The organism is Modicisalibacter xianhensis (assembly GCF_900113605.1).
GTDB lineage: Bacteria > Pseudomonadota > Gammaproteobacteria > Pseudomonadales > Halomonadaceae > Modicisalibacter > Modicisalibacter xianhensis.
In genome coordinates this window covers 57643-73984 of sequence record NZ_FOPY01000009.1, presented here as the reverse complement: position 1 = coordinate 73984, position 16342 = coordinate 57643, and the positions used below count along the sequence as shown (strand labels likewise).

The 16342-nt window shown below is 61.2% G+C and carries 17 protein-coding genes; 12 read left to right on the top strand and 5 right to left on the bottom strand.

Going from position 1 to position 16342, the window contains the following annotated elements:
- Positions 1-19 precede the first annotated feature (19 nt).
- Both BM194_RS12170 and rpe read right to left on the bottom strand, forming a co-directional pair.
- Positions 20-313: a GIY-YIG nuclease family protein gene (locus BM194_RS12170; RefSeq protein ID WP_244890953.1), complete on the bottom strand. Its 294-nt coding sequence runs from the start codon at positions 311-313 to the stop codon at positions 20-22.
- Positions 294-1025: a ribulose-phosphate 3-epimerase gene (gene rpe / locus BM194_RS12165; RefSeq protein ID WP_244890952.1), complete on the bottom strand. Its 732-nt coding sequence runs from the start codon at positions 1023-1025 to the stop codon at positions 294-296. Before rpe ends, BM194_RS12170 begins: the two co-directional genes overlap by 20 nt.
- A gap of 109 nt (positions 1026-1134) precedes the next feature.
- On the opposite strand from rpe, the gene ggt reads away from it, so the two are divergent.
- The 7 genes from ggt (at position 1135) to BM194_RS12130 (ending at position 8769) form a co-directional block, all read left to right on the top strand.
- A complete protein-coding gene (gene ggt, locus BM194_RS12160) occupies positions 1135-2871 on the top strand; it encodes a gamma-glutamyltransferase (RefSeq protein ID WP_092847126.1) in 1737 nt (578 codons plus the stop codon).
- A gap of 108 nt (positions 2872-2979) precedes the next feature.
- Positions 2980-4158, top strand: coding sequence for an MFS transporter (locus tag BM194_RS12155; RefSeq protein WP_092847124.1), 1179 nt, complete (start codon positions 2980-2982; stop codon positions 4156-4158).
- Positions 4159-4294: 136 nt separating this feature from the next.
- The gene (gene cysP, locus BM194_RS12150) at positions 4295-5317 is read left to right on the top strand and encodes a thiosulfate ABC transporter substrate-binding protein CysP (RefSeq protein WP_177223403.1); all 1023 of its coding nucleotides are present in this window, start codon (positions 4295-4297) and stop codon (positions 5315-5317) included.
- Positions 5314-6171: a sulfate ABC transporter permease subunit CysT gene (cysT, locus tag BM194_RS12145; RefSeq protein WP_092847122.1), complete on the top strand. Its 858-nt coding sequence runs from the start codon at positions 5314-5316 to the stop codon at positions 6169-6171. The genes cysP and cysT overlap by 4 nt, the downstream gene beginning before the upstream one ends.
- Positions 6171-6998 (top strand): sulfate/thiosulfate ABC transporter permease CysW, encoded by an 828-nt coding sequence (gene cysW, locus BM194_RS12140; RefSeq protein ID WP_092847120.1) that lies wholly within the window; start codon positions 6171-6173, stop codon positions 6996-6998. The genes cysT and cysW overlap by 1 nt, the downstream gene beginning before the upstream one ends.
- Positions 6995-8077, top strand: a complete 1083-nt coding sequence (locus BM194_RS12135; protein ID WP_092847119.1) for a sulfate/molybdate ABC transporter ATP-binding protein — start codon at positions 6995-6997, stop codon at positions 8075-8077. Before cysW ends, BM194_RS12135 begins: the two co-directional genes overlap by 4 nt.
- Positions 8078-8175: 98 nt before the next feature.
- The gene (locus tag BM194_RS12130; protein WP_092847118.1) at positions 8176-8769 is read left to right on the top strand and encodes a YajG family lipoprotein; all 594 of its coding nucleotides are present in this window, start codon (positions 8176-8178) and stop codon (positions 8767-8769) included.
- Here the strand turns inward: BM194_RS12130 and tmpT are convergent.
- The 3 genes from tmpT to BM194_RS12115 form a co-directional block, all read right to left on the bottom strand.
- Complete coding sequence (gene tmpT, locus BM194_RS12125) at positions 8766-9416, bottom strand: thiopurine S-methyltransferase (protein WP_092847117.1); 651 nt, start codon at positions 9414-9416, stop codon at positions 8766-8768. The genes BM194_RS12130 and tmpT overlap by 4 nt on opposite strands.
- A gap of 54 nt (positions 9417-9470) precedes the next feature.
- Positions 9471-10082, bottom strand: coding sequence for a TIGR04211 family SH3 domain-containing protein (locus tag BM194_RS12120; RefSeq protein ID WP_092847116.1), 612 nt, complete (start codon positions 10080-10082; stop codon positions 9471-9473).
- Positions 10083-10295: 213 nt separating this feature from the next.
- Positions 10296-10625, bottom strand: a complete 330-nt coding sequence (locus BM194_RS12115; protein ID WP_092847114.1) for a DUF1820 family protein — start codon at positions 10623-10625, stop codon at positions 10296-10298.
- Positions 10626-10845: 220 nt separating this feature from the next.
- Here BM194_RS12115 and miaB point away from each other — a divergent pair, with 220 nt between their 5' ends.
- From miaB to lnt, 5 genes are all read left to right on the top strand, one after another.
- Positions 10846-12189, top strand: coding sequence for a tRNA (N6-isopentenyl adenosine(37)-C2)-methylthiotransferase MiaB (miaB, locus tag BM194_RS12110; RefSeq protein WP_092847112.1), 1344 nt, complete (start codon positions 10846-10848; stop codon positions 12187-12189).
- Positions 12190-12265: 76 nt separating this feature from the next.
- A complete protein-coding gene (locus BM194_RS12105) occupies positions 12266-13345 on the top strand; it encodes a PhoH family protein (protein WP_092847110.1) in 1080 nt (359 codons plus the stop codon).
- On the top strand, positions 13342-13839 hold the full coding sequence (gene ybeY, locus BM194_RS12100; RefSeq protein ID WP_092847108.1) for an rRNA maturation RNase YbeY: 498 nt from the start codon (positions 13342-13344) through the stop codon (positions 13837-13839). The genes BM194_RS12105 and ybeY overlap by 4 nt, the downstream gene beginning before the upstream one ends.
- Positions 13840-13888: 49 nt before the next feature.
- Positions 13889-14773 (top strand): HlyC/CorC family transporter, encoded by an 885-nt coding sequence (locus BM194_RS12095; RefSeq protein WP_092847106.1) that lies wholly within the window; start codon positions 13889-13891, stop codon positions 14771-14773.
- An 80-nt stretch (positions 14774-14853) separates the two neighbouring features.
- Complete coding sequence (gene lnt, locus BM194_RS12090) at positions 14854-16326, top strand: apolipoprotein N-acyltransferase (protein ID WP_092847104.1); 1473 nt, start codon at positions 14854-14856, stop codon at positions 16324-16326.
- Positions 16327-16342: the final 16 nt, after the last annotated feature.

Below are 16342 nucleotides of genomic sequence, written 5' to 3'. Positions count from 1 at the left end.
GCGGTAACTCGCCTTGCCATCAAGCACGCCTGGCCTCGAGCCAGGCGTGCTTGCTCTTGGCGCTTTGTCTCTTGAGCCAAGCCTCAAGCCGCAGGGCCTCGCTCTGGCTTCCCACGCGCTCGTGATACACCAGCCTCAGCGGCCCCTTGCCGCGTAACGATCGCGCCCCGCGTCGCCCGCCACAATGCTCGCCAAAGCGGCGCTCGACATCCGTGGTGATTCCGGTATAAAGCGCACCCGCTGCCGTCTCGATCACGTAGAGGTACCAGCAGGCCTGCCCGCTTGGCTGCATTTCAGAGTTTGGCGAGTTCATCGCGAAATGCCTGGATCACGCTGTCATAACGATGCGGATCCTCCTCGCGACGCGCCTTGAACACCGCGGAACCGGCCACGAAGGTATCGGCCCCCGCCCGGGCGATCTCGGCGATATTGTCGACCTTGACACCACCATCGATCTCGAGCCGGATAGCGCGGCCGCTGTCATCGATGCGCTCGCGCGCCTGGCGCAGCTTGTCGAGCGTTCCGGGAATGAAGGATTGTCCGCCGAACCCTGGATTGACGCTCATCAGCAGAATCATGTCGACCTTGTCCATGACATGGTCAAGATAGCTCAGCGGCGTTGCGGGATTGAAGACCAGTCCGGCCTTGGCGCCACCGTCTCGGATCAGTTGCAATGATCGATCGATGTGCTCCGACGCCTCGGGATGGAAGGTGATGTAACTTGCGCCAGCCGAGAGAAAATCCCCGATCAGGCGATCCACCGGCTTGACCATCAGATGGACATCGATGGGAGCCGTGACGCCGTGGCTGCGCAGTGCCTCGCAGACCATTGGCCCGATGGTCAGGTTAGGCACGTAATGATTGTCCATCACATCGAAATGCACGATATCCGCCCCCGAGGCGAGCACGTCGTCGACCTCCTGCCCCAGACGGGCGAAATTGGCGGACAGGATGGAGGGGGCAATCTGGAAGTCGTAATTCACGTCAGGCATGGCTCTTGGTCGGGTCGCACGGAAAGCGGTCATTCTAGCAGTACTCCCGTCGCGATGTCGGTCATGGAAATTTGCGCGCGCTGCGTTACGTGACGATAGTGAGTACGCTAACCCCTAGAATCAGAAAAAACGGGAGTCGATCATGACCCTACCCTTTGCCCCTTCCTCCGGCTGGTGTCGCTGGCTGGCTGTCTCGCTCGTCATGACCATGGCGCCGGTCGCGAGCGCCCAGGAGGCCATCCTCGAGGGAGAACGCTTTCACCCTGAGGTAGGCACACGAGGCATGGTAGCTACCAGCCATTTCCTGGCCTCGCAGGTTGCCCAGGATGTACTTGCCAAAGGCGGTAATGCGGTGGATGCTGCCGTGACTGCCGGCTTCGCGCTGGCCGTGACTCAGCCACGCTCGGGCAATATCGGCGGCGGCGGATTCTTGCTGGTGTCTGACGAAAGCAGCGGGGAAGTCATCGCCATCGACTACCGTGAGAAAGCCCCCTCCGCCGCCTACGAGACGATGTTCCAGAACGAACAGGGAGAAGCGGTTTCGGAGCTGTCACGCTATACCCACAATGCCTCTGGCGTTCCTGGCACCGTGGCCGGCCTGGCCCTGGCACTGGACAAGTACGGCACGTTGAGCCTGGCCGAAGCGCTGGCGCCGGCCATCCGCCTGGCCGAAGAGGGCTTTGCGGTGCCTCAGCGCTTTGTCGAGGGCATTCGTGACACCCGTGAACGTCTGGAGAAGTGGGAGTCGACACGTCAAGTGTTCTTCAAGCCCGACGGTAGCCTCTACCAGGCAGGCGAGATTTTCCGTCAGCCGGACCTGGCCGCCACCCTCAAGCGTATCGCCGAGCAGGGACCGCGGGAATTCTATGAAGGCGAAACGGCACGATTGATCGCAGCGGAAATGCAGCGCCATGACGGCTTGATGACCCTGGAGGACCTGGCCAATTATCAACCCGTGATACGCGAGCCCAGCCATGGGACTTACCGGGGTTACGATGTCTATGCCATGAGCCCGCCCTCCTCGGGAGGGGCGCATATCGTGCAGATGCTCAACATCCTCGAGGGCTACGATATCGGCGCCATGGGGTTCAATTCCGCGGCGACCATCCATGTCATGGCCGAGGCCATGAAACGCGCCTATGCCGACCGCTCCAAGTATCTCGGCGACACTGACTTCGTCGACGTGCCCTTGGAAGGCATCACTTCCAAGGGATATGCCGATGAATTACGCAGCCAGATCAGCAGGGATGCTGCCACGCCCAGCGACAGCATCGCACCGGGCAATCCGCTACCCTACGAGTCCAACGAAACTACGCATTTCTCGATTGTCGACGACAACGGGCTGGCTGTCTCAAACACCTACACCATCAACTTCAGCTACGGTTCGGGCATCGTTGTCGATGGCGCCGGTTTTCTGCTCAATAACGAGATGGACGACTTCTCCGCCAAGCCAGGCGTACCCAACGCCTACGGCCTGATCGGGGGCGAAGCCAACAAGGTCGAGCCCGACAAGCGCATGCTGTCGTCGATGACGCCGACCATCGTCAAGAAGGATGGCAAGAACTTCCTTATCACCGGCAGTCCTGGCGGCTCGCGGATCATTACCACGACACTGCAGGTGTTGATGAATGTCATCGATCATGACATGAACATCCAGACGGCGGTCAGCGTGCCGCGCATCCATCATCAGTGGCTGCCCGACGAGATTCGCATCGAGCAGGGCATAAGCCCCGATACCATCGCCCTGCTGGAGGCACTCGGCCATACCGTCAGCCGCCAGGATGCCATGGGCGCTGCCCAATCGATCATGATTGACGACAACACCTATTATGGTGGCGCCGACCCGCGACGCTCCACCTCGTCGGCTATCGGCCTCTGACGGCCCGTCCCCGGCCCCTGCCGGGGACCACCCTGCGACACGCCACCAAGGTGCCATCGACGCTTGGCGGGCCTCGTGCCTCAATGATGATTTGCCGGTGAGCACCTCATGACCATTTTCCTGATTGCAGTTGCCGAACTGTTCGGCACGGCACTGTGGTTCACTCCCAATGCCGTGATCGGCGCCTTGCAGCAAGCCTGGGGGCTGGCCGCGACGGATCTCGGCTGGCTGACCGGCGCGGTACAGGCCGGCTTTCTACTGGGCACGCTAGGCATCGGGCTGAGCGGCCTGGCCGACCGGCTCGACGCCAGCCGGCTGTTCGCCGGCGCCTGCCTGGTCGGTGCCGCGTCGAATGCGCTATTGCCCTTGGCGGGCGGTTTCTGGCCCGCCGTGTTCCTGCGCCTGATCACCGGTATGACATTGGCCGGCATCTATCCGATCGGCATGAAACTGATGGTCGGATGGGCGCCGGGGCGCACTGGCCTGGGCCTGGCCTGGCTAGTCGGGATGCTGGTGCTGGGCACGGCGCTGCCACATGCACTGCACGGCATCAGCATGGCCGGCATGTTCGACTTGCCCTGGGCGAGCGGAATATGGGGCGCTTCGCTATTGGCCATGCTAGCAGGGTTATTGATCTGGCGACTCGGCGAAGCGCCGCAGGTCAGGGCAAGCAAGCGCCGTGCGACAGCAGCGCGTGCCGGGCTCGACTTCGGCGTCTTCACGATTCCCGGCTACCGGCGCGCTGCGGGCGGCTATTTCGGCCATATGTGGGAGTTGTATACCCTATGGGCCCTGCTTCCGCTGTTGCTGGCCTCGGCCGTTCCCCAGGCGTCGCCCGTGACCTTGGCTTTGGGCAGCTTTGCCCTGATCGCCATCGGCGGCCCCGGCTGTTGGCTAGGAGGCTGGCTGAGCCAGCGCATCGGCAGCCGCCATGTTGCCATGCTCGGCCTGGCCGGCTCTGGTACCTGTTGCCTCATCTATCCATGGATGACAGCGCTGCCTGCCGGAGCAACTCTTGTCTTTCTCGGCTTGTGGAGTGCCCTGGCGGTCGTCGACTCGGCACATTTCTCGGCCCTGTCCGCGCGTGCCGTACCCACCCAGCGGCTGGGTACTGCCCTGACTCTGCAGAATGCCATCGGATTTGGCATCTCGGTGCTTTCACTGGTCCTGCTCGTTCCCGTATGGCCCCTATTGGAGCACTGGGTTGCCTGGCTACTCCTGCCGGGTCCGCTCGCGGGGCTCTGGCTGATCCGGCAGCCCATTACCGACATGCCTGAAGCCGCCTGACCCCACTGGCGCGGGTCGATGGCGATAGTGTTCGCCCATCATTGCTTATTATAATTATGAATAAGCGACTACATTGTCATTCCATATTGACTGGTTTAGCCTTGGCTCAAAGAATCCATTCCTTATTGGAGCAATCATGAACTTCGTTATGATTTTACGCCGTGGCACGCTTGCCAGCGCGCTGACCGCCACCCTGGCGACTGGCGTAGCAGCACCTGCCATGGCAGCCGATCGCGAGTTGTTGAACTCCTCCTACGATATCGCTCGCGAACTGTTCGCTACCATCAACCCCGAATTCATCGACTGGTGGCAGGAGCAGCACGGCGAGGCGATCAACGTCAAACAGTCCCATGGCGGCTCATCAAAGCAGGCGCGTGCCATCCTGCAGGGCCTTTCCGCCGATGTGGTCACCTACAATCAGGTCACCGACGTCAATGTTCTGGCCGATGCCGGACTCGTGGCCGAGGATTGGCAACAGCAATTTCCCAACAATGCCTCCCCCTATTACTCGACGACGGCCTTTCTGGTCCGCGAGGGCAACCCCAAGGGCATCGAGAGCTGGGACGACCTGGTCGGTGACGATGTCGAGATTGTCTTCCCCAATCCCAAGACCTCAGGTAATGGACGCTACACCTACTTGGCTGCCTGGGCGTATGCGGACAAGGCGTTCGATGGTGACGAAGAAAAGATTCACGAGTTCATGAATCAGTTCCTCGACAACGTCAAGGTCTTCGATACTGGCGGTCGCGGCGCCACGACAACCTTCGTCGAGCGTGGCATCGGCGACGTGCTGATCAGCTTTGAGTCCGAGGTCAACAATATCCGCAAGGAATACGGACAGGACGATTATGATGTCGTCGTGCCGCCGGTCAGTATCCTGGCGGAATTCCCGGTGGCCGTGGTGAAGGAGTATGCCGAGCGCAACGACAACCTCGACCTGGCGCGCGGCTATCTCGACTACCTTTACACGGAAGAGGCCCAACGCCTGCTCGCCGGTTTCAACTACCGGGTCAATGACGAGACCGTGAAGGCCGAATTCGCCGACGAGTTTCCTGAAACCGAATTGCTGCGTGTCGAAGATGTCTTCGGTGGCTGGAATGAGGTGATGGAAACGCACTTTGCCAGCGGCGGCGAACTGGATCAGCTGCAGCGTCGATGAACAGGATCGCCTCCCTGACGGCGGCCTCCCCCAAGCGAGTGCTCCCGGGTTTCGGGCTCTCGCTGGGGGTGACGCTGCTTTTCATCTCCTTGGTCCTGCTGCTTCCGCTGACCAGCCTGGTCGGTCAACTGTCCGGCCTTAGCCTGGCGGAATATTGGGCCATCATCACCGAAGGGCGTGTCGTGGCCAGCTATTTGGTGACGATTGGCGCCGCTGCAGTTGCGGCCCTATTCAACGCCCTGTTCGGCCTGCTGATGGCTTGGGTGCTGGTGCGCTACGAATTCCCCGGCAAGCGTCTGCTGGATGCCCTGATGGATCTTCCCTTTGCCCTGCCGACTGCCGTGGCCGGCATCACCCTGGCCACGCTCTATTCCAGCAATGGCTGGATGGGCCAGCTACTGGCACCGCTGGGCTTCGAAGTCGCCTATACCTGGGTCGGCATCGCCCTGGCGATGGGCTTCACCAGCATCCCGTTCGTGGTGCGTACCGTCCAGCCTGTCCTTGAGGACATGCCAGGCGAGGTCGACGAAGCCGCCCTGACCCTGGGTGCCAGTGATGCCATGGCGTTTCGTCGCGTGATCCTGCCCCACCTGTGGCCGGCCTTGGTCACAGGCACCGGCCTGGCCTTCGTGCGTTCGCTTGGCGAATTCGGTGCCGTCATCTTCATTGCCGGCAACATGCCCTACGAGACGGAAATCACTTCCCTGATGATCTTCGTCAAATTGCAGGAATACGATTACGTCGGCGCGTCGGCCATTGCTTCGGTTGTGCTCGCAGTGTCGCTGTTGCTGCTGCTGGTACTCAACCTTTGGCAGGGCCGCTTCATTCGCCGGCTGCATGGAGGCAAGGGCTGATGCAACGTATCGGTGATTCGCCACGCGTCCGGCGGGTGCTGGTCGGGCTAGCCATATTTTTCTCGGCACTGTTCCTACTCCTGCCGTTGGTAGCCATCTTTGCCCAGGCCTTTGCCGAAGGGCTGGAAATGTTCTGGGCCAACCTCAGCGACGAGTACACCCTGGCGGCGATCGGACTGACGCTGTTCGTTGCGGCGCTGACCATCCCGGTCAATCTGGTCTTCGGTGTTTTCCTGGCCTGGCTGGTAACGCGCTTCGCGTTTCCGGGGCGACGCCTGCTGCAGACCCTGATCGACATACCGTTTGCGGTGTCGCCAGTGGTGGCTGGCCTGGTCTACCTTCTGCTCTACGGACGCAATGGCTGGATCGGGGGCTGGCTAGACAGCCATGACATCCAGATCATGTTTGCCTGGCCGGGTATCGTACTGGTGACCATCTTCGTTACCTGCCCGTTCGTGGCCCGTGAGCTGATTCCGCTGATGCAGGCCCAAGGAGCCCGAGAGGAGGAAGCGGCCGTCACGCTCGGCGCCTCGGGCTGGACCGTCTTTCGCCGAGTCACGCTACCCAATATCAAGTGGGCGCTGCTGTATGGCGTGATTTTGACCAACGCCCGCGCCGTGGGCGAGTTTGGTGCCGTCTCCGTCGTGTCGGGCTCGATTCGCGGCGAGACCAACACCTTGCCTCTACACGTCGAACTGCTTTATCAGGACTACAATACGGTCGGCGCCTTCACCGCGGCTGCGTTACTGGCCCTGATTGCCCTGTTCACGCTGGCCGCCAAGGCCTTTCTGGAATGGCGCGCCACGCGCCGGGAGAATGCCGCATGAGCATCCGTCTCGAGAACGTTGCCAAGACGTTTGGCCGCAACACGGCGCTGGAGCCGCTGGTTCTGGACATCGCCGAGGGCGAGCTCGTTGGTCTGCTCGGTCCCTCCGGTTCGGGAAAGACCACGCTGCTGCGGATCATTGCCGGCCTCGAGCAGGCCGATAGCGGCACGATCCGTTTCGGCGACCGCGACGTCACGCGCATGCACGTGCGCGACCGGCGCATCGGTTTCGTATTCCAGCACTATGCCCTGTTCCGGCACATGAGCGTGTTCGACAACGTCGCCTTCGGGCTCACTGCGCTGCCCCGTCGCACTCGCCCCTCAAGCGGCGATATTCGCGCCCGCGTTCATCGCCTGCTGGAAATGGTACGTCTCGAAGAGTTCGCCAACCGCTACCCGGCCCAGCTTTCCGGCGGACAGCAACAGCGAGTCTCGCTGGCCCGCGCGCTGGCCCTCAAGCCTGACGTGCTGTTGCTCGACGAGCCCTTCGGGGCGTTGGATGCCAAGGTTCGTCAGGACCTGCGTCGCTGGTTGCGTCACTTGCATGACGAACTCAACTTCACCAGTGTATTCGTCACGCACGATCAGGAGGAAGCGCTGGAATTGTCCGACCGCGTCGTTGTGATGAGCAACGGGCGAATCGAGCAGATCGACGATCCGGATACCCTGTATCGCCAGCCGGCCAACCGCTTCGTCTTCGAATTCCTGGGTGACGTAAATCGCCTGGAAGGCACGATTCGTAACGGCACGCTGACCTGCGGCGATGCCAGGCTTTCCGTCGATCTCGACGACGGCCCCCATGAACTGCTGCTGCGCCCCCATGAGCTCAAGCTGAGCGAAAGCGCCAGCAACCATGCCCATCTGCCGGTTACCGTGACCGCAGTATCACCGGTAGGTGCGGAAGTTCGCGTCGAGCTGGAAGCCGACTGGTTGGCCGAGCCATGGATGGCCACGGTAAGACATGCTGATTTCGAACGCCTGACCATCAAGCGCGGCCAGCGTCTGTTCGTCACACCGCGCCGCTGGCACCGCTTCGAGGATTCAGCGGCCCATCGCTCCCGGGCTAGCCTGATCTCTTGAAACTGCAGACGACCTGCGCTTCTGTATTGACCAACGTTATACTGCCGCACGATATGCCATCGTGCGGCAGTATTCATTGATAGCGAGGAGAGTTCCTTATGCGCTTGTTCAAGACGGTAGCCTGGCTGGGCGGATTGCTGGCCTTCATGATCGTGGCCGGATGCGCGAGCAGCCCCCATTACCTGCAGACCAACCCCAAGGTAAGCGGCAACCTGCCCCAGGTGGGCAGTGGCCAGCGTGTGACAGTCACGGTCGTGGATGGCCGGGAGTCCAATGTCCTAGGCACTCGCAGCGGTGCTGCCATGGCCAACGACACCATTACCGTCGAGGCCTATGACGTGATTCCCAAGCTACAGGCCCAGGCCGAGGCGGCATTATCGCAGATGGGGTTCTCTCCAACGACGGAACCCGCTCCGAACCGCCCGAGCATGACATTGACACTGGCCCAACTGAGCTACGACAAGGCCGACGCCGAGCCCGTCATCGACAAGACGCAGCTGCTGGCTCGCCTGCGCGCCGAAGTCGCCAACGACAGTCTCGTCTATACCGGCACCTACACCGCTAAGCGTGAGCAGACCACTGCGCTCTCGCCAAACCGCGAAGCCAATACCGAAATGGTCAATGACGTCCTCAGTCGCGCTCTGGCGCGAACTTTCAATGACCCGCAGGTTGGCCAGCTACTGGCTCGTTAAGCCCCCTCGTCTACCCGACCGGGGCCACGGCGGCATAAAGACCAGACCTGCTCGCTGAGGCCCCGGTCGTCGGGCGGGCAGGTTTCCAGCAGTACCAGCTCGAAATTGGGTGCAAGCAATTGATGCACTTCTTCCTCACCTACCGAGAACGGTGGCCCGGCATCCGGCCCACCGGGATGGGTCAACGAGACCAGCAGCCCACGCGCTCCCGGCGGCAAAAGCTGAGCTAGATGAAATGCATAGCGCTGGCGTGTAGCGGGCGGCAAGGCGATCAGAGCCGCACGATCGTAGAAGGCTTGGAACTCCTTGGCCTGCTCCACATGCACGTGGAAGAAATCACCGCACCAGAGCTCCACATTGGCCTGCCGATAAACCCCGAAATAGCCCTGATGATAGCGGGATACCTCACCCTCCCCCTCGGCCAGGAATTGCTCGATGGCCTCGGGGGCAAGTTCGATGCCCAGCACCGGATAGCCCTGCTCGGCCAGCCAGCGCATGTCCAGGCTCTTGCCGCATAACGGCACGAGCACCTTGGCACCTACCGGCACGCCCAACGTCTTCCAGTATTTGCGCAGTACGGGGTGCGTTTCGCTGCGATGAAAGCCGATACGTCCTTCACGCCAGCGCTGCAGCCATTCTTGAGGCATCGTCGTCCTTCCGGCTTGTCACGGTGAAGTTGTCACCGCACGTACATGGGCCACTCAGAACCAGCGATCGCGCTTCTTGCGACGACGCGGCAGGTGCGGGACCAATAAACCGACTACCAGCCCGGCGCCGGCTACGCCACCGCCATACATGAAATAGCGCATCAGCAGATCCTGCTCCTGCGTGTCGAGGCGAGCCTGTAGACCACGGATCTGCTCCATGGCCTGACTGGCCTGCTGATTCAATTCGGCGTTGCGACTCTCCAGCTTGGCAATACGGGCCTCACGTTGCTGGAGCGTTTCGGTCATGGTCGCGACACGATCTTGCCACTCTTCGTCGATCCCCTCGAGGCGCGTGCTCAGCGTCTCGGCTTTTTCCTGAAGCTCGGGTACGCGCTCACTGACGCTGCGCTCCGCCTGAAGCTGATCACTTTCTATCCACACTTCGTCGCCGCTCGGCGCCCTGACCCGGCTATAGTCGCCCTGGGTCTCGAGTACGGTCACTTCGTCGCCGGAGGTCAACGTGCCGACGATACGGTATTCATTGGTGGGTCCACTGCGCACATAGGTTTCCAGGTCATCCGCGACCCAGCGGATTTCCTGGGCCTGACTTTCGAGAGCCGCCAGGCTGAGCGTCAAACAGGCAAACAAGCATTTGATTTTACGCATTTTAAACTGCCGTCATCTTGACCTTTGGATGGCTCTGGGAACTACTGCTCCACGCGATGTCCGGGCTATCAATCCATTCAGGCCCGAGGGTGCCATGGCAGATCCGGCACTCATCCACACTTTCTGTGGATAAACCTTGGGAAAACCTCGGCCGGGTCATTTCGGGAACGGCGAACTGCCTGGCAAGGCCACGATTCGGTCAAATTTTGACCATCAATTATCTTCTCTGGGCGGTAAGCTGAACGGGCGCGGGAACTCGGCCACCTTGCCCTGGGCCGTGACGGCCTTGGGCGTTCCCTCCCGTTCCACCTCGTCGATACGCACGATCGCATTGAGCGGAATATAACTGCGACTGACGCCTTCGAAGGTCCGCTTGAGCTTCTCCGTCGACGGGTCGACGACCAGCTTAGAACTGTCTTCGAAGACAAAGGTCTCGACTTCGATGAAGCCCCACAGATCGCTCTGGAAGATGTCGCGGGCGTAAAGTTCCCAGATTTCACCCTGGTTATAGAAAACCACCCGATAAATCGGCTTCGCTGCCATACCGCTCCCATCTGCTCATTGGCAAAGCGCCAAGAATATCACAGACGCTCGCGCTTCGAAGCGCACAGGGGGAAGACTGGTCAAGCCCCCTGTCCCCTACGTATAATTCATCGCCATATCCTGTTCCATGGCCTGTCGGACACCTTGGGTCCGGCCACATCGGCCACGCATTCACTCCTATCACGGACAAGTCGGGCCTTTATCGTCCCGACGGCACGCTATGACGAAGAAACTCTTCATCAAGACACACGGTTGCCAGATGAACGAGTACGACTCCGCCCGCATGGCGGATCTGCTCGGCGAATCCCACAAGATGGAGCTGACCGACGACGAGCGCGAAGCCGACGTCATCCTCCTCAATACCTGCTCGATCCGCGAAAAGGCCCAGGAGAAGGTGTTCCACCAACTCGGACGCTGGAAAAAGCTCAAGCAGGCCAATCCCGACCTGGTCATCGGTGTCGGTGGCTGCGTGGCCAGCCAGGAAGGCGAGAACCTGCGCAAGCGCGCCCCACATGTCGACATGGTGTTCGGCCCGCAAACCCTTCACCGTATCCCGTCGATGCTCGACTCTCGTCGCGACAACCAGATTTCCGTGGTCGACGTGACGTTCCCCGAGATAGAAAAGTTCGATCACCTTCCCAAGCCGAGCTCGGACGGGGCGACGGCTTTCGTCTCGATCATGGAAGGATGCTCCAAGTACTGCACGTTCTGTGTGGTGCCCTATACCCGTGGTGAAGAAGTCTCGCGCCCCTTCGAGGCGGTCATGGACGAAATCATGCATCTGGCCGATCAGGGCGTACGTGAAGTCAACCTGCTGGGCCAGAACGTCAATGCCTATCGCGGCGAGAACGACCTCGGCGAGGAAATCGACCTGGCCGAGCTGATCGCCTGCATTGCCGCTGTCGACGGTATCGACCGGATTCGCTTTACCACCTCGCACCCGGTGGAGTTCTCTGACAGCCTGATCGAAGCCTACGGCGAAATCCCGGAACTGGTCAGTCACCTGCACCTGCCGGTACAGTCGGGCTCCAACCGTATTCTCGCGGCCATGAAGCGTGGCCATGAAGTCGAGGAATACGTGGCCAAGCTGGAACGTATCCGCGCGCTGCGCCCCGATATCAGCTTCTCGTCGGACTTCATTATCGGTTTTCCGGGCGAGACCGAGCAGGACTTCGAAGACACCATGGACCTGATCCACCGCATCGGCTTCGACGTCTCGTTCAGTTTCGTCTATTCGGCCCGTCCCGGGACACCGGCCGCCGCCCTGGAAGACGACACGCCGGAAGCGGTCAAGAAGCAGCGCCTTGCCATCCTGCAGGAGCGCATCACTCAGAATGCCATGCAGATCAGCCGGCGCATGGTCGGCACGACACAACGCATCCTGGTCACCGGCTTCTCGCCCAAGGACCCTGGCCAGCTTTCCGGGCGTACCGAGAACAACAGAGTCGTCAACTTCCGCGCTCCTGACCCTACCGAGCTGATCGGCAGTTTCGTCGATGTCGAGATCAGCGAAGCCCTGCCCAATTCGCTGCGCGGTGAACTGGTAACAGCAGAGGTTCATTGAAAATTGTGCCATTGCCCCAATCTTGGTTGGGGCATAAGCTCAACTTACCATTTCGCACACAACGGGCCTTCTCGTCTTGAGTCAAAACAGTTCTCAGGCACATCGCATCCTTACGCTGACCCTCGAACCCAACGACCCCATGCGGCTGGCCAATCTCTGCGGCCAGCAGGACGAGCACCTCAAGCTGGTCGAGTCCCGTCTCGGGGTAACGCTTCGCAACCGGGGCAATACCTTCCAGTTGGCCGGCCCGGGACCACGGGTCAAGGCAGCCGCCAACGTCGTCGAACACCTGTATCGCGAAACCGAAGGCAGCCAGCTCGAACCGGATACCGTGCATCTTTTTCTTCAGGAGTCCGGTATCGAGGCCCTCGAGGAAGAAGAAGGTGTTGCCGATGACGGCGAGGTGGTGATCCGTACCCCGCGCTCGTTGATCAAGCCCCGTGGCAACAACCAGCAGAGTTACGTGTCGAGCATTCGCAAGCACGACATCAACTTCGGCATAGGCCCGGCCGGTACCGGCAAGACCTACCTGGCCGTCGCCGCCGCCGTGGAAGCGCTGAATCTTCAGGAAGTGCGGCGTATCCTGCTGGTCCGCCCGGCCGTCGAGGCCGGCGAGAAACTGGGTTTCTTGCCCGGTGACCTGGCCCAGAAGATCGATCCCTACCTGCGTCCGCTCTACGATGCGCTCTACGAGATGATCGGCTTCGAACAGGTCGGCAAGCTCATCGAACGCCAGGTCATCGAGATCGCGCCGCTGGCCTACATGCGTGGGCGGACGTTGAACAACGCATTCATCATTCTCGACGAAAGTCAGAACACCACTCGTGAACAGATGAAGATGTTCCTGACGCGTATCGGCTTTGGCTCCACGGCGGTCATCACCGGTGACGTGACGCAGGTCGACCTGCCTCGCGGCCAGTCCTCCGGCCTGATCCAGGTACTGGATGTCCTCAAGGATACCCCGGGGATCGGCGTCACCCATTTCGCCGCCAAGGATGTCGTCCGTCACCCGCTGGTCCAGCGCATCATCGAGGCCTACGACCTGTTCGAAGCCGAGCAGGAGGCCCAGCAACGTGCCCGCAAGGAGGCACGCGAGCAGGCCCGCCGGGAGGACCAGGCACGCAGCAATGGTATCGACGGGGGCGACTCGGCATGAGCCCCGCCCCGGCCCCGATCGTCGACCTGCAGGTCGCTGTGAGTGGCGACGAGCCCGCATGGCTGCCTGATGAGACGGCACTGACAGCCTGGGTGGGCGCCGTCCTCGCCCGCCACGAGGTGGCGCCGAACACCGAGGTGACGATCCGCCTGGTGGATTGCGAGGAAAGCCGGGCGCTCAACCGCGATTACCGGGGCAAGGACAAGCCGACCAATGTACTTTCCTTCCCTTTCGAGATGCCCCCTGGCGTAGAGGCTGCGCCCCTGCTGGGCGACCTGATCGTCTGTCATGCCGTGGTCGCTTGCGAAGCACAGGAGCAGCACAAACCGCTCGCTCACCATTATGCCCATATGGTCGTACACGGCACCTTGCATTTGCTGGGCTACGATCATATAGAAGATGCAGAGGCCGAGGAGATGGAAGCGCTCGAGCGCGAGATTCTCAGCGACTTCGGCATCGCCGATCCCTATGCCTCGGATGCTCGACAAGACTAGTTCCGAGGCTCGCGGCAACGCCTGACAACGAGGATATGAGACCAGACGCATGAGCGAAGACCGATCGAGCGGCCAGGGCAGCAAGTCCTGGCTCGATAAATTGTTCAGCGCCTTTTCCAGCGACTCCGACGAACCCAGCTCACGTGACGAGTTGCTTGTCTTCCTGCGCGAAGCCGGTGCCCGGCTTCGTCTCGATCAGGATGCCCTGACCATCATCGAGGGGGCATTCCAGATCAGTGACCAGCAGGCTCGCGAGGTGATGATTCCTCGCTCGCAGGTCACTGCCCTCGAAGTCGACCAGGATCCCGCCGATTACCTGCCGGTCATATTCGACACCGGTCATTCCCGGTATCCCGTCATCGGCGAGAATATCGATGAAGTGCTGGGTATCCTGCTGGTCAAGGACCTGCTACCCCTGCTTCAGATACAGGACGGAACCCGGGGCAGGATAGATCTGCGCGACGTGATTCGTCCCGCCATGTTCATCCCCGAGTCCAAGCGGCTGAACAGCCTGCTCAAGGAATTTCGCGATACGCACAATCACATGGCGGTAGTCGTCGACGAGTATGGAGGCACTGCCGGCATCGTCACCATCGAAGACATTCTTGAGCAGATTGTCGGCGACATCGAGGACGAACACGACATCGAGGAAGAAGAAGATATCCGGGACATGGGCAACGGGATCTTCGCCATCCGCGCCCTGACCCCGATCGACGACTTCAACGACCGCTTCGATACCCAGTTCTCCGACGAGGAGTTCGATACCGTGGGCGGCCTGGTCATGCAGCGCTTTGGGCACCTACCTCGCCGTGGCGAGTACGCCGACCTGGGAGGGTGGCGCTTCACAGTGCTGGGCGCCGACAATCGCCGAATCCGTCTCCTCCAGGCCGAACGGCTCGAGGAAGTCGCCGCCAGCGAGGACAGCGACCGATAACTCACCCCGGACACGCTTCGAGTCGTGTTCATGCAATGGCTCTGGTATAAGGGGCACGTCTGACAAGGAGTGCCCCTTCGATGCTGTCTTATTCTCGCCCTTGGGTAGGCTATCTCGCTGCCCTGGTCGCCGGTGGCCTGACCACGCTGACCTTCTCTCCCTTCGAGCTGTGGTGGCTCGGCCCGATTGCCGTGGGACTGATGTACATCGGCCTGCACGACTTGACACCAGGCCAGGCAGCCCTACGTGGCTGGTGCTACGGCACGGCGCTGTTCGCCACCGGCAGCTCATGGATCTACGTCTCGATCCACGACTATGGCTACACCGGCGTTCCGCTGGCCGTGTTCCTGACAGGCCTGTTCGCGGTGACCTTGGCGCTGTTCTATGCCGTCCCGTTCTGGGCCTATCGGCGCTTTACCGGCCCGCGCCTGGCCTTTCTCAGCTTCGCCGGCCTATGGGTAGTTGCCGAGGTACTGCGCACCTACCTGTTTACCGGCTTTCCCTGGCTACTGCTGGGCAGTGCGCATGTCGGCTCTCCCCTGGCCTCCCTGGCACCGGTCGGTGGCGTATACCTGCTGACCCTGATCACGGCATTGACCGGCACACTGGGCGTGGAGTTCCTGCGTCGGCGCTGGTGGGCCGCCCTGCCTATCGCTGCACTATGGCTGATCCCCTTGGCACTGCCCCAACAATGGACCACCCAGGGAAGCGCGTCGCCACGGGTCGCCCTGTTGCAAGGCAACCTGCCCCAGTTGATGAAGTGGAGCGCCGAGGGCCAGCGCAACGCCGCCAATACGTATGCTGCGCTGACACGCGAGCAGAGTGACGACATCGATCTGGTCATCTGGCCGGAAACCGCGCTGCCCATGTTCCAGCAGCAGGCCATGCCGATACTTGAACGAATCCAGGCCACGTTGCCGCCGGAGTCGGCCCTGCTCACGGGTATCGTCCAGCGCGATCCGAAAGGCCGTTATTACAATGCCGTGATCGGCCTGGGCAATGTCGACGGGGATTATCGCAAGGAGCACCTGGTGCCGTTCGGCGAATACCTGCCGCTGGATAGTCTGCTGCGGGGCATCATCAATTTCTTCGACCTGCCCATGTCTGACTTTTCGGCGGGCGCATCGGACCAGGCACCGATACAGGCCGCGGGCCTGCGCATCGGCACGGCGATCTGCTACGAGATCATTTATCCAGAACTCGTTGCTAACCGGGCCGCCGATGCCGATGTGCTGCTCACCGTTTCCAACGATACCTGGTTCGGCGACTCCATCGGCCCGTTGCAGCACCTGCAGATGGCGCGCCTGCGCGCCCTCGAGAATGGTCGCTATGTCATCCGGGCAACCAACAATGGCGTTACCGCCATCATCGACCCGCTTGGCGAGGTAACAACACGAGCACCACGTTTCGAAACGACGAGCATCAGCGCTGAAGTATGGGCGATGGAAGGGCTGACTCCATTCACGCGGATCGGTAGCTGGCCCACCTGGTTGCTGGCCGCATTGCTGATCGTGCCCGGGCTACGCTGGCAGCGGAGTCGTTCGCGCTTCTAGTAGCGGAGAGTGGCCC